We start from the raw sequence: 12,603 nt of genomic DNA on the forward strand, positions 1-12,603 counted from the left end.
AACCCCGAGAGGACTGTCCGTCAGATGCGCGTACTGGTGATCTCCACGCCCGTACCGACCCACTTCCTGCCCCTGGTGCCGCTGCTGTGGGCGCTGCGTTCGGCCGGACACGAGGTGACCGTCGTGGGCCAGCCCGATGTGCTCGGCGCCGTCCGGACCTGCGGGCTCACCGGAGTCGGGGTGGGCGAGTCGTTCGACGTCAACGCGATGCTGCTGAAGGGGCTGCCCGAGGAGCAGCGGCCGCTGCAGGCGCGGCCCCGGCCGGCCCCCGAACTGATGGGCGGTTACGGCAGGTTGTGGTGGGGGCACGCCACCGCGCTGCTCGACCGCTACACCGACCTGGCCGAGGCGTACCGGCCGGAGCTGATCCTCGCCGACCCGCTGGAGTACTGCTCCCTGATCATCGGGGCGCGGCTGGGTGTGCCGGTCGTGCACCACCGCTGGACGGTGGACGCCATCTCCGGCCCGGCCCGGCGCTTCGTCCGCCCCGACTTCCAGGAGCTGTGCGAGAGGCTCGGCCTGACCGGGCTGCCCGACCCGGACGTGCTGCTCGACCCGTGCCCGCCGTCCCTGCGGATACCGGACGGCGAGCCGGGTGTGCCGATCCGGTACGTGCCGTACAGCGGCGGCGCCGAGGTGCCGGCGTGGGTACGGGCGGCCCGGGGTCCCGGAGCCGGGCGGCGGCGGGTCGCCGTGTCGCTGGGCAACACCCTGGCCCTGCACGGCGAGCGCTTCGCCCGCGGACTGCTGCACGCCCTGGCCGCGCGTCCCGGTACCGAGATCCTCGTGACCCTGCCCGAGCCGTACCGCACCGCGATCGGGCCGCTGCCGGACCAGGTGACGGCGGTCGACCCGCTGCCCCTGCACCTGTTCCTCGGGACCTGCGACGCGATGGTCCATCACGGCGGTGCCGGGACGGCGATGGCGGCGACGGCGTTCGGGCTGCCGCAGCTGGCGCTGCCCCAGCTGGCGGACCACTTCCCGCTGGGTGACCGGCTCGCCGCGACCGGGGCGGGCCTGTCCTTCGACACGGTTGCGCAGCAGGACGACCCGCGGGTCGTCGGCGCGGCCCTGGACGACCTGCTGTCCGACCCGCGGTACGCCGAGTCGGCGCGCCGCCTGGCCGCGGAGATGGCGGCCATGCCCTCCCCCGCCGCCGTGGCCGCCGACCTGGAGCACCTGGCCCTGGCGGCCGCAGAACACAGAGAGACGGGCGTGCCGTGCGCATCCAAGACCTGACCATCCCCGGGACCTACCTGATCGTCCCCGACCGGATCCCGGACGCACGCGGGACGTTCTACGAGGCCATGCGCAGCGACGCGCTGGAGGAGGTCACCGGGGTCCCGTTCCTTCCCCGGCAGATCAACTACTCCGTCTCCAAGCGCCACACGCTGCGCGGGATCCACAGCGTGCGCATCCCGCCCGGGCAGGCCAAGTACGTCACCTGCGTGCGCGGCGCGCTGCGCGACATCGTGGTGGACCTCAGGATCGGCTCCCCGACCTTCGGGGAGCACCGGGTCAACGTGCTGGACGCGGACTCGGGCAGGTCGGTGTACGTGCCCGAGGGCGTGGGCCACGGGTTCCTCGCGCTCACCGACGACACCTGCATCTGTTACGTCGTGTCCACGACGTACGTACCGGGCACGCAGATCGACATCAATCCGCTCGACCCGGATCTCGATCTGCCCTGGGACTGCCCGGAAACGCCTCTCATCTCGGACAAGGACGCCAAGGCGCCCACCGTCGCCGAGGCCGTGCGGGCAGGCATGCTGCCCCGATTCGACAAGGCAGGAACATCGTGAGGATGCTCTTCGTCGCCGCGGGCAGCCCGGCGACCGTGTTCGCGCTGGCCCCGCTGGCCACCGCCGCCCGCAACGCCGGCCACCAGGTGGTCATGGCCGCGAACGACGACATGGTGCCGCACATCATCTCGTCGGGTCTGCCGGGCATCGCGACCACCGATCTGCCGATCCGTCACTTCATCACCACCGACCGGGCCGGCAACCCCGAGCAGATCCCCTCCGGCGCGGTGGAACAGGCGCTGTTCACCGGGCGCTGGTTCGCGCGCATGGCCGCCTCGAGCCTGCCGCGGATGCTGGAGTTCTGCCGCGCCTGGCGGCCCGACCTGATCGTCGGCGGCACGATGTGCTACGTCGCGCCGCTGCTCGCCCTGCACCTCGGTGTACCGCATGTGCGGCAGACCTGGGACGCCATCGAGGCCGACGGTATCCACCCGGGCGCCGATGCCGAACTGCGGCCGGAACTTGCGCCGTTCGGCCTGGACCGGCTGCCCGACCCCGACCTGTTCGTGGACATCTGCCCGCCGAGCCTGCGCCCCGCGGGCGCCGCCGGGGCCCAGCCGATGCGCTACGTCCCGGCGAACGCCCAACGGCGGCTGGAGCCCTGGATGTTCGCCAAGGGCGAGCGCCGGCGGGTCCTCGTGACCTCCGGGAGCCGAGTGGCGAAGGAGAGCTACGACAAGAACTTCGACTTCCTGCGCGGCCTCGCGAAGGACGTCGCCTCCTGGGACGTCGAACTGATCGTCGCCGCCCCGGACCCGGTCGCCGACGCCCTGCGCGACAGCCTGCCGGGCGTCCGGGTCGGCTGGGTGCCGCTGGACGTGGTGGCGCCCACGTGCGATCTGCTCGTGCACCACGCCGGCGGGGTCTCCACCCTGACCGGACTCAACGCCGGTGTACCCCAACTGCTCATCCCCAAGGGCGCCGTGCTGGAGAAGCCGGCGCGGCGCGTCGCCGACTACGGAGCCGCGATCACGCTGCTGCCCGGCGAGGAGTCGGCCGAAGCGATCGCGGACTCCTGTCGGGAGCTGCTGTCCAAGGACGGATACGGCGAGCGGGCCCGTGAGCTGGCCCGCGAGATCGCCGCCATGCCCTCGCCCGCGAGCGTGGTCGCCGCGCTGGGGCAGCTGGCATGACCACACGAACCGAGAGGACCTCTCGATGAAGGCTCTGGTGCTCGCAGGCGGGTCCGGTACCCGGCTGCGGCCTTTCAGCTATTCGATGCCCAAACAACTCATCCCGATCGCCAACACACCCGTGCTGGTGCATGTGCTGGACGCCGTCCGGGAGCTGGGGGTGACCGAGGTCGGCGTCATCGTCGGCAGCCGGGGGCCCGAGATCGAGGCGGTGCTCGGTGACGGCTCACGCTTCGGCGTGCGGATCACCTACATCGCGCAGGACGCGCCGCGCGGACTGGCCCACACCGTGGTCATCGCCCGTGACTTCCTCGGCGACGACGATTTCGTGATGTACCTGGGCGACAACATGCTGCCCGACGGAGTCGTCTCGACCGCCGAGGAGTTCACCCGGCACCGCCCGGCCGCGCAGGTCGTCGTGCACAAGGTCGCCGACCCGCGGTCCTTCGGCGTCGCCGAACTCGGCCCCGACGGCGAGGTGCTGCGCCTGGTGGAGAAACCGCAGCAGCCGCGCAGCGACCTGGCCCTCATCGGCGTGTACTTCTTCACCCCCGCCATCCACGAGGCGGTCGCCGCCATCGAGCCCAGCGCCCGCGGCGAGCTGGAGATCACCGACGCCATCCAGTGGCTGGTGTCCTCCGGGGCGGACGTACGCGCCAGCCGGTACGAGGGCTACTGGAAGGACACCGGGAAGGTCGAGGACGTCCTGGAGTGCAACAGCCACCTCCTGGACGGCCTGACCGCGCGCGTCGACGGGCACGTCGACGCCGGCAGCGTGCTCGTCGGCCGCGTCGTGGTCGAGGCGGGCGCGCGCGTCGTACGGTCCCGGGTCGAGGGGCCGGCGATCATCGGCGCGGGCACGGTGCTGCAGGACAGCCATATCGGCCCGCACACCTCCATCGGGCGGGACTGCCTGGTGACGGACAGCCGGCTGGAGGGCTCCATCGCCCTGGACGAGGCGTCGGTCACCGGCGTCCGCGGGCTGCGCAACTCGCTCATCGGGCGCGCCGCGTCCGTGGGCACCACCGGCCGGGGCACGGACCATCACTGCCTGGTCGTCGGAGATCACACCCGAGTGGAGGTCGCGGCATGAGGATCCTGGTCACCGGAGCGGCCGGCTTCATCGGCTCGCACTTCGTGCGCAGCCTGCTGGCGGACGAGTACAGCGGCTGGGAGGGCGCCCACGTCACCGCCCTCGACAAGCTGACCTACGCGGGCAACCGGGAGAACCTGCCCGCCTCGCACGAGCGGCTGGTGTTCGTCCGCGGCGACGTCTGCGACCGGGGCCTGCTGCGGGAACTGCTGCCCGGCCATGACGCCGTGGTCCACTTCGCGGCCGAGTCGCACGTCGACCGGTCGCTGGAGGGCGCCGGCGAGTTCTTCCGTACGAACGTGCTGGGCACCCAGACCCTGCTGGACGCCGTGCTGGAAAGCGGCGTCGAGCGGGTCGTGCACGTGTCCACGGACGAGGTGTACGGCTCGATCGAGGAGGGCTCCTGGACGGAGGAGTGGCCGCTGGCGCCCAACTCCCCCTACGCCGCCTCCAAGGCCGGCTCGGACCTCGTTGCGCGGGCGTACTGGCGCACCCACGGCGTGGACCTGTCGATCACCCGTTGCTCCAACAACTACGGGCCGTACCAGCACCCCGAGAAGGTCATCCCGCTGTTCGTGACGAACCTGCTCGAGGGCCGCCAGGTGCCGCTGTACGGCGACGGGCGCAACGTCCGCGAGTGGCTGCACGTGGCCGACCACTGCCGCGGCATTCACCTCGTGCTCAACGAGGGGCGGCCCGGCGAGATCTACAACATCGGCGGCGGCAACGAGTACACCAACCTCGCCCTGACCCAGAAGCTGCTCGAACTGACCGGCGCGGGCGAGGAGATGATCCGCCGGGTCGCGGACCGCAAGGCACACGACCTGCGCTATTCGATCGACGAGTCCAAGATCCGCAGTCAGCTCGGCTACGCGCCGCAGATCACCTTCGAGCGGGGCCTGGCGGACACGGTCGCCTGGTACCGGGACAACCCCGACTGGTGGAAGGCCGTCAAGCACGGAACCAGCCGTGCGGCCTGACCACCGCCCGGTGGCCGGGCTGTCGGTCGCGGTCCTGGGCGGCACCGGTTTCCTGGGCCGTCACCTCGGCGCGGCCTTCGCCGCGCGGGGCGCCCGGGTGCACCTGCTCTCCCGCACCGCGCAGCCCGACCCCACCTGGGCCGTCCCCCCGTACCCCGGACCGGCGGCCGGCGCACCACCTGCTCCCGCCACCCCGGCCGGCCCTGTTTCGGCGGCTGGCGCCCCGGCCGGCCGCACGCCGGTCCGCCCCGGGTCGGCCGGCGCCGTACCGGTCCTCTCCGGCGCGCCCGTCGCCGCCGGGGTGACGGTCACGCGCCTGGACCTGCTCGGCGCGGCGCCGGACGAGATCGCGGCAGCCCTCGCCGCGGTCGGCGCCGACGTCGTGGTCAACGCGGCCGGCCGGGCCTGGCGGGCCGACGAGGCCGAGATGGCCGCGGGCAACGCCGAACTGGTGGAGCGGGTCGTCGCGGCGCTCGCCGCACTGCCCGGCCCACCGGTACGGCTGGTCCAGCTCGGCAGCGTGCACGAGTACGGGGCCGGCGCCCCGGACGGGGTCACCGGCGAGGACCACGAGCCCGCCCCGGTGACCCCGTACGGCCGTACCAAACTCCAGGGGACGCAGGCCGTGCTGCGCGCCGCGCGGGAGCGGGGCGTCGACGGGGTGGTGCTGCGGCTCGCCAACGTGATCGGTGCCGGGGTCCCCGAGGGCAGTCTCTTCGGCCGGGTGGCGGGCCACCTCGCCACGGCGGCCCGGGCCGGCGCGCGCGGCGAGCAGGCCGAGGCGCTGCGCCTGCCGCCGCTGCGCGCGGCCCGCGACCTGGTGGACGTCGGTGACGTCACCGACGCGGTACTGGCCGCGGCCACGGCGCCCGGGGCGGCCGTCACCGGCCGCGTGATCAACGTGGGCCGCGGCGAGGCGGTCCCGATGCGTGGGCTGATCGACCGGATGATCGCGCTCAGCGGGCTGGAGATCCCGCTGGCCGAGGCGGCCGAGGCACAGGCCTCGCGCACCGACGTGGCCCGGCAGTGCCTGGACGTCTCCCGCGCCCGGAGCCTGCTCGGCTGGCGCCCGCGGCGCAGCGTCGACGACTCCCTGCGCGACCTTCTCGCATCCGTACTGCCGCCGGTGCACCCACCGCCCGGCACACCACTCGGCATCACGGCCGGCGCACCGGCCGAGGAAGGGAATGAACCATGAGCGACCGCAAGGATCTGATCCTCGAAGAGGTCCGCAAGTACCACCAGGAAGCCTCTCCGGAACGCGAGTTCATCCCCGGGACGACGGAGATCTGGCCGTCCGGAGCGGTCCTGGAGGACGCGGACCGGGTGGCGCTGGTGGAGGCCGCCCTGGAGATGCGCATCGCGGCCGGGACCAGCTCCCGCAAGTTCGAGTCGCAGTTCGCCCGGCGCCTGAAGCGGCGCAAGGCGCACCTGACGAACTCCGGCTCGTCGGCGAACCTGCTGGCCGTGTCGGCGCTGACCTCGCACGTCCTGGAGGACCGCCGGCTCAAGCCGGGCGACGAGGTGATCACGGTCGCGGCGGGCTTCCCGACCACGGTCAACCCGATCCTGCAGAACGGCCTGATCCCGGTCTTCGTGGACGTGGACCTCACCACCTGCAACGCGACCGCCGACCGGGTGGCCGCGGCGATCGGTCCCAAAACACGGGCCATCATCATCGCGCACGCGCTCGGCAACCCCTTCGAAGTCACCGAGATCGCCCAGCTCGCCCAGGAGCACGACCTCTTCCTGATCGAGGACAACTGCGACGCGGTCGGCTCGCTGTACGACGGGAAGCTCACCGGCACCTTCGGCGATCTGACCACCGTCAGTTTCTATCCGGCGCACCACCTCACGATGGGCGAGGGCGGGTGCGTCCTGACGTCCAACCTGGCGCTGGCCCGGATCGTGGAGTCGCTGCGGGACTGGGGCCGGGACTGCTGGTGCGAGCCGGGTGAGAACGACCGGTGCCTGAAGCGGTTCAAGTACCAGATGGGCACCCTGCCGGCCGGCTACGACCACAAGTACATCTTCTCGCACGTCGGTTACAACCTGAAGGCGACCGACATCCAGGCCGCGCTCGGTCTGACCCAGCTGGCCAAGCTGGACTCCTTCATCGAGGCCCGGCAGCGCAACTGGCGGCGGCTGCGCGAGGGCCTGGACGGCGTTCCGGGGCTGCTGCTGCCGGAGGCCACGCCGCGTTCCGAGCCCAGCTGGTTCGGTTTCGTGATCACCGTGGACCCAAAGGCGCCCTTCAGCCGCGCCGAGCTGGTGGACTTCCTGGAGGGCCGCAAGATCGGCACCCGCCGTCTGTTCGCCGGCAACCTGACCCGGCACCCGGCCTACATCGACCAGCCGCACCGGATCGTGGGCGAACTGACCAACAGCGACATCATCACCGAGCACACCTTCTGGATCGGGGTCTACCCGGCGCTCACCGACGAGATGCTGGACTACGTCACCGCCTCGATCAAGGAGTTCGTGGCCGCGCGCGGCTGAGCCGGACCGGACCTCTTCCGGTCCTCTTCCTCCTCCAGAGATCGGGACGACGACGTATGGACATTGTGGGAACCGGTTTCCTGGCGCGGAACCTGCGCCCGCTGGCCGAACGGCATCCGGACACCGTGGTCCTCGCCGCCGGGGTGTCGTGGGCGAGCGGGACCTCCGACGAGGACTTCGCCCGCGAGGCGGCGCTGCTGCGCGAGGTCGCGAAGCGGTGCCTGGACACCGGCCGGCGGCTGCTGTTCTTCTCGACCGCGGCGACCGGTATGTACGGACTCGCCGAGGGGCCCGGCCGGGAGGACACCCCGGTGACGCCCTGCACCCCCTACGGCGCGCACAAGCTCGCCCTCGAAGAACTGCTGCGCGAGTCCGGCGCCGACCACCTCATCCTCCGGCTGGGTCATCTGGTCGGCCCCGACCAGCCCGAGCATCAGCTGCTGCCCACCCTGGTGCGGCAGTTGAGGCAGGGAGTGGTCCGCGTGCACCGGGGCGCGGCCCGTGATCTGATCGACGTGAGCGACGTCATCACCGTCATCGATCATCTGCTCGCCACGGATCTGCGGGCCGAGACGGTCAACGTGGCGTCGGGTTTCGCCGTGCCGGTGGAGGACATCGTCGACCATCTCGCCCAGGCTCTCGGGCTGGAGGCGCGCCGGGAGTTCGTCGAGACCGGCGGCCGCCAGCACGTGATCTCGACGGAGAAGCTGCGCGCCCTGGTGCCGCGGGTCGCGCAGATGGGTTTCGGCCGCGACTACTACCGGCGGATCCTCAGCGACTTCACGGCGTCCGTGCCGTCCGACGCATCCGCACCTGCCTGACACCGAAAGGCCAGTGAGGTTCCCTCGATGAACCGCAACAGCCAGAAGAAGACGAAGCGCGCGACGCGTACGCCGACCGTGCTGGCCGGCGCCGCACTGCTGCTGGCCGCACTCCAGGGGCCCGCCCTCGCGGCACCGTCCACCGCGGCCCCGGGGACGCGGTCGGTGGACACGGCCGAGGCGTCGCACACGATGGAGCTCTCCTCGACCGCCGAGGGGTTCACCGCTCCGGCGAGCACCCGGCCCGGCCTGACCACCTTCCGCGCCTCGACCACGCAGCCGGGCAGGGGCTGGATCGGGCTGGCCCGCCTGAAGAACGGCAAGGGCTGGGACGACTTCCTGGACGCCCTGTCCCGGGCGCTGTCCAACACCCCGTCCGACGTCCCTCAGGGGGCGAGGGACCTGGACGAGACCGCGACCCTGCTCGGCGGGCTGGTGATCCATCCAGGTCAGCCCGGATCGTTCACCCAACGCCTGTACCCGGGCACCTACCTGCTGTTCGACTACCTGGCGGCGGGCGACGCCGAACCGCGCTACCGCTGGCTGACCGTCACCGGCGACACCGTCGTCCAGGGCCTGACCCCGACCGCGACGGTCGTGGCGAAGAACGTGCCAGGCGTCGGCCCCCGCTTCGAGGTCCGCGGCACACCGCGCGCCGGCCGGCCCCTGCGGTACGTGAACGAGATCCCCGGCCAGGTCAACGAGCTGCTCTTCGTACAGATCAAGGAGGGCACGACCGAGGCCGACCTCAAGGCCTACTTCGACGCCGTGCCCGACGACGGCACTCTCCCGCCGAACTCCCCGTTCACCTCGGTCAGCCTGGGGAGTCTGCACCTGTCCACGGGCGTCTCGTCGGTGGTGCAGGTGCCCCTGGAGCGGACCCGGTACGCCGCGATCACCTGGTCGAAGAGCGCCACCGACGGCATCGGGCTCGTCAAGAAGGGCCTGTTCACCATCGTCGACGTCGGATGAGCCGTACGTCGCGCCTCCCGGACACACCGGACCCGGACCCATCCCACACGGGGAGTTGTCATCGATGCTGCCTTTGATCCTTCAACCACGCGACAGCGCGACGCAGTTGGCGGACCGGCTCGCCCTGTCGGCCGCCATCACCGAGGGCGTCCATCTGCCGACCACGGACTTCCCCGACTGGCTCGCCGAGCGGGGCCGCGTCAACGCCTTCCGAGTGGACCGGATCCCCTTCGCCGGCCTGGACGGCTGGTCGTTCGAGGAGACCACGGGGAACCTGGTGCACCGCAGCGGCCGGTTCTTCACGGTCGAGGGCCTGCACGTCATCGAGCGGGACGGGCCTTACGGCGACGGCCCGTACGCCGAGTGGCACCAGCCCATCATCAAGCAGCCCGAGGTCGGCATCCTGGGCATCCTGGCCAAGGAGTTCGACGGCGTCCTGCACTTCCTCATGCAGGCGAAGATGGAGCCCGGCAACCCCAACCTGCTGCAGCTGTCCCCCACGGTGCAGGCCACCCGCAGCAACTACACCAAGGCCCATCAGGGCGCGGACGTGAAGTACATCGAGCACTTCGTCGGTCCGGGCCGCGGCCGGATCATCGCGGACGTGCTGCAGTCCGAACACGGCTCGTGGTTCTTCCGCAAGTCCAACCGCAACATGATCGTGGAGGCGGCAGGCGACGTGCCCCTCCTCGACGACTTCTGCTGGCTCACCCTGGGGCAGATCGCGGAGCTGCTGCACCGGGACAATGTCGTCAACATGGATGCGCGTACGGTCCTGTCCTGCCTGCCCGTCCCCCAGCGGGCGACCGGCGCACTGCACTCCGACGCCGAGCTGCTGTCCTGGATCACCGGGGAACGCGCACGGCACGACGTGCACGCCGAGCGCGTCCCGCTGGCCGGGCTGCCCGGCTGGCGGCGCGGCGAGATGGCCATCGAGCACGAGGCGGAGCGCTACTTCAAGGTCGTCGCGGTGGCCGTGCAGGCCGGCAACCGCGAGGTCACCAGCTGGACCCAGCCCCTGTTCGAGCCGGTGGGCCTGGGCGTCACCGCCTTCCTCACCCGCGTGTTCGACGGCATCCCCCATGTGCTGGTGCACGCCCGCGTCGAGGGCGGCTTCCTGGACACCATCGAGCTGGGCCCCACGGTCCAGTACACGCCGGGCAATTACGCCCATCTGCCGGAGAAGGAGCGCCCGTTGTTCCTCGACACCGTGCTTCAGGCACCGGTGGACCGGATCCGGTACGAGGCCGTGCACTCGGAGGAGGGCGGCCGGTTCCTCAACGCCGAGAGCCGGTACCTGCTCGTCGACGCCGACGAGCTGGACGCCCCGCTCGACCCGCCGCCCGGCTACGCCTGGGTCACCCCCGACCAGCTGACCTGGCTGATCCGCCACGGCCACTACCTCAACGTGCAGGCCCGCACCCTGCTGGCCTGCCTCAACGCCACCACGGCGGGCAGCCGATGAGCGCGCCCGTGCGCATCGGGGTCCTCGGCTGCGCGGACATCGCGGTCCGGCGGATGCTGCCGGCGTTCACCGCCTCCCCCGATCTGGAGGTCGCCGCGGTCGCCAGCCGCGACCGGGCCCGGGCCGAGGAGGTCGCCGGGCGCTTCGGCTGCCGTCCGGTCCAGGGGTACGCCGAACTGCTCGGCTCCGACGACGTGCAGGCGGTGTACGTGCCGCTGCCGGCCGCGCTGCACGCGCCGTGGGTGGAGGCGGCGCTGCACGCGGGCAAGCACGTGCTGGCCGAGAAGCCCTTGACGACGGACCCGGAGAGCACCGAGCGGCTTCTCGACCTCGCCGCGAAGCAGGGTGTGGCGCTGATGGAGAACGTCATGTTCGTCCATCATCCCCGGCACGAGGCGGTGCGGCGGCTCCTCGCCGAGGGGCGGATCGGTGAACTGCGCTCCTTCCACGCGGCGTTCACCATCCCACCGCTTCCGGACGACGACATCCGGTACGACCCCGAGCTCGGCGGGGGCGCGCTGGCGGACGTCGGCCTGTATCCGCTGCGGGCCGCCCTGCACTTCCTGGGGCCCGCCCTCGACGTCGTCGGCGCCCGGCTCACCCGGGGCGCCGGGCGGCTGGTCGAGACCTCGGGCGCCGCGCTGCTGGCCACCCCCGACGGAGTCACCGCGCATCTGACGTTCGGCATGGAGCACGCCTACCTCTCGCGGTACGAACTGTGGGGCAGCGAGGGCCGTATCACGGTGGACCGGGCGTTCACCCCGCCGGCCGGTCTCGTGCCCGTGATCGGTCTGCAGGGGCGCGGCACGGAGGAAATCCGGCTGGACCCCGCCGACCAGGTCGCGGCCACGGTCACCGCCTTCGCCGCCGCGGTGCGCGCCGGGTCCGCGCCCCGCGCGCACACCCTGCGGCAGGCGGTCCTGCTGGACGACGTACGCCGCCGGTCGGTATGACGGAACTCTCCCTGAACGCCGACCAGTTGGATTTGTGGTTACTGACCCCGCCCGGGCGGTTGCCGGTCCCCCTCGACGAACTCGACGACTCCGAGCGGCGGCGCGCCGCCGCCTTCCGGCGGCCCGCCGACCGTGCCCTGTACGTCGCCGCGCACATCGCGCTGCGACGCCTGCTCGGAGCCTATCTCCGGATTCCGGCACGGGATTTGGCCTTCACCCGCGCCCGCTGTCCCCGGTGCGGCGGTCCGCACGGCCGGCCGGTGCTGGCCGGCGCCGGGCCCGGCGCCCCGTTCTTCTCGCTGTCGCACAGCCGGGGCGCGGTGCTCGTCGGCGTGGCCCGAGCACCGGTGGGCGTCGACATCGAGGCGCTGCCGCGTCCGGAGCGGGTGGAGGTGTGCCGATCGGCTCTCCATCCTGGGGAGGAGAGGCAGTTGGCCGACGTGGCGGCCCGGGACCGCCCGGCCTTCTTCGCCCGGGTCTGGGCCCGCAAGGAGGCGTATCTGAAGGGAACGGGCGAGGGAGTCGGCGGCTGGACGTCCGAGGTGTACGTGGGCGACGACGGCCCGGACACTCCGCCCGGGCCCCACGGCTGGAGCGTCCTCGACGTGCCCTGCGGCCCGGACCATGCGGCGGCCGCCGCGCTCAGGGGCCCGGCCCCCCGGGCCACCGTGCACCGGCTGCCGGCCGAGGCGGTGCTGAGCGGCGGCGGCATCCCCGACAGCCGTACGGCGGCGGTTCGTACGCGCCTGTCATGCTCGTGAGGAGGAAACTCGCATGACCGCACTGGGCGACAGGCCCCTGACGACGGTTGAACCCATCGACGCGCGGGAGCGGGTGGCCGAACTGCACGAGATTCGTGCCCAGGCACTCGCGGGTCCCAGCGAG

12 protein-coding genes are annotated in these 12,603 nt (G+C 72.2%); all 12 read left to right on the forward strand.

Annotated elements, in window-relative coordinates:
- The first annotated feature begins 24 nt into the window (after positions 1–24).
- Complete coding sequence (locus tag ABD363_RS22645) at positions 25–1,239, forward strand: nucleotide disphospho-sugar-binding domain-containing protein (protein WP_344606476.1); 1,215 nt, start codon at positions 25–27, stop codon at positions 1,237–1,239.
- Entirely contained in the window at positions 1,221–1,802 is a 582-nt protein-coding gene (locus ABD363_RS22650; protein WP_344606478.1) for a dTDP-4-dehydrorhamnose 3,5-epimerase family protein, read from the forward strand. The genes ABD363_RS22645 and ABD363_RS22650 overlap by 19 nt, the downstream gene beginning before the upstream one ends.
- Before the next feature lie 2 nt (positions 1,803–1,804).
- Positions 1,805–2,935: a nucleotide disphospho-sugar-binding domain-containing protein gene (locus ABD363_RS22655; RefSeq protein ID WP_344606480.1), complete on the forward strand. Its 1,131-nt coding sequence runs from the start codon at positions 1,805–1,807 to the stop codon at positions 2,933–2,935.
- Positions 2,936–2,960: 25 nt separating this feature from the next.
- Entirely contained in the window at positions 2,961–4,028 is a 1,068-nt protein-coding gene (locus ABD363_RS22660) for a glucose-1-phosphate thymidylyltransferase (RefSeq protein ID WP_344606482.1), read from the forward strand.
- Entirely contained in the window at positions 4,025–5,008 is a 984-nt protein-coding gene (rfbB, locus tag ABD363_RS22665) for a dTDP-glucose 4,6-dehydratase (RefSeq protein ID WP_344606484.1), read from the forward strand. The genes ABD363_RS22660 and rfbB overlap by 4 nt, the downstream gene beginning before the upstream one ends.
- The gene (locus ABD363_RS22670) at positions 4,998–6,206 is read left to right on the forward strand and encodes an NAD-dependent epimerase/dehydratase family protein (protein ID WP_344606486.1); all 1,209 of its coding nucleotides are present in this window, start codon (positions 4,998–5,000) and stop codon (positions 6,204–6,206) included. Before rfbB ends, ABD363_RS22670 begins: the two co-directional genes overlap by 11 nt.
- Positions 6,203–7,507 carry a lipopolysaccharide biosynthesis protein RfbH gene (rfbH, locus tag ABD363_RS22675; RefSeq protein ID WP_344606488.1) on the forward strand — a complete coding sequence of 435 codons (1,305 nt, stop codon included), beginning with the start codon at positions 6,203–6,205 and terminating at the stop codon, positions 7,505–7,507. The genes ABD363_RS22670 and rfbH overlap by 4 nt, the downstream gene beginning before the upstream one ends.
- Before the next feature lie 56 nt (positions 7,508–7,563).
- Positions 7,564–8,328, forward strand: a complete 765-nt coding sequence (locus ABD363_RS22680) for an NAD-dependent epimerase/dehydratase family protein (protein WP_344606490.1) — start codon at positions 7,564–7,566, stop codon at positions 8,326–8,328.
- Positions 8,329–8,355: 27 nt separating this feature from the next.
- Entirely contained in the window at positions 8,356–9,300 is a 945-nt protein-coding gene (locus ABD363_RS22685) for a hypothetical protein (RefSeq protein WP_344606492.1), read from the forward strand.
- Between the two features lie 64 nt (positions 9,301–9,364).
- A complete protein-coding gene (locus ABD363_RS22690) occupies positions 9,365–10,765 on the forward strand; it encodes an NDP-hexose 2,3-dehydratase family protein (RefSeq protein ID WP_344606494.1) in 1,401 nt (466 codons plus the stop codon).
- Positions 10,762–11,718 (forward strand): Gfo/Idh/MocA family protein, encoded by a 957-nt coding sequence (locus tag ABD363_RS22695; protein WP_344606496.1) that lies wholly within the window; start codon positions 10,762–10,764, stop codon positions 11,716–11,718. Before ABD363_RS22690 ends, ABD363_RS22695 begins: the two co-directional genes overlap by 4 nt.
- The gene (locus ABD363_RS22700) at positions 11,715–12,479 is read left to right on the forward strand and encodes a 4'-phosphopantetheinyl transferase family protein (protein WP_344606498.1); all 765 of its coding nucleotides are present in this window, start codon (positions 11,715–11,717) and stop codon (positions 12,477–12,479) included. Before ABD363_RS22695 ends, ABD363_RS22700 begins: the two co-directional genes overlap by 4 nt.
- Positions 12,480–12,603: the final 124 nt, after the last annotated feature.

The sequence above is a fragment of the Streptomyces glaucus genome (assembly GCF_039533365.1).
In the GTDB taxonomy this organism is placed as follows: domain Bacteria; phylum Actinomycetota; class Actinomycetes; order Streptomycetales; family Streptomycetaceae; genus Streptomyces; species Streptomyces glaucus.

Coding starts and splice junctions, on each gene's coding strand:
- ABD363_RS22690 (WP_344606494.1), top strand. CDS start 9,365: ATGCTGCCTTTGATCCTTCAACCACGCGACAGCGCGACGCAGTTGGCG.
- rfbB (WP_344606484.1), top strand. CDS start 4,025: ATGAGGATCCTGGTCACCGGAGCGGCCGGCTTCATCGGCTCGCACTTC.
- ABD363_RS22680 (WP_344606490.1), top strand. CDS start 7,564: ATGGACATTGTGGGAACCGGTTTCCTGGCGCGGAACCTGCGCCCGCTG.
- ABD363_RS22695 (WP_344606496.1), top strand. CDS start 10,762: ATGAGCGCGCCCGTGCGCATCGGGGTCCTCGGCTGCGCGGACATCGCG.
- ABD363_RS22645 (WP_344606476.1), top strand. CDS start 25: ATGCGCGTACTGGTGATCTCCACGCCCGTACCGACCCACTTCCTGCCC.
- ABD363_RS22655 (WP_344606480.1), top strand. CDS start 1,805: ATGCTCTTCGTCGCCGCGGGCAGCCCGGCGACCGTGTTCGCGCTGGCC.
- ABD363_RS22660 (WP_344606482.1), top strand. CDS start 2,961: ATGAAGGCTCTGGTGCTCGCAGGCGGGTCCGGTACCCGGCTGCGGCCT.
- ABD363_RS22700 (WP_344606498.1), top strand. CDS start 11,715: ATGACGGAACTCTCCCTGAACGCCGACCAGTTGGATTTGTGGTTACTG.
- rfbH (WP_344606488.1), top strand. CDS start 6,203: ATGAGCGACCGCAAGGATCTGATCCTCGAAGAGGTCCGCAAGTACCAC.
- ABD363_RS22685 (WP_344606492.1), top strand. CDS start 8,356: ATGAACCGCAACAGCCAGAAGAAGACGAAGCGCGCGACGCGTACGCCG.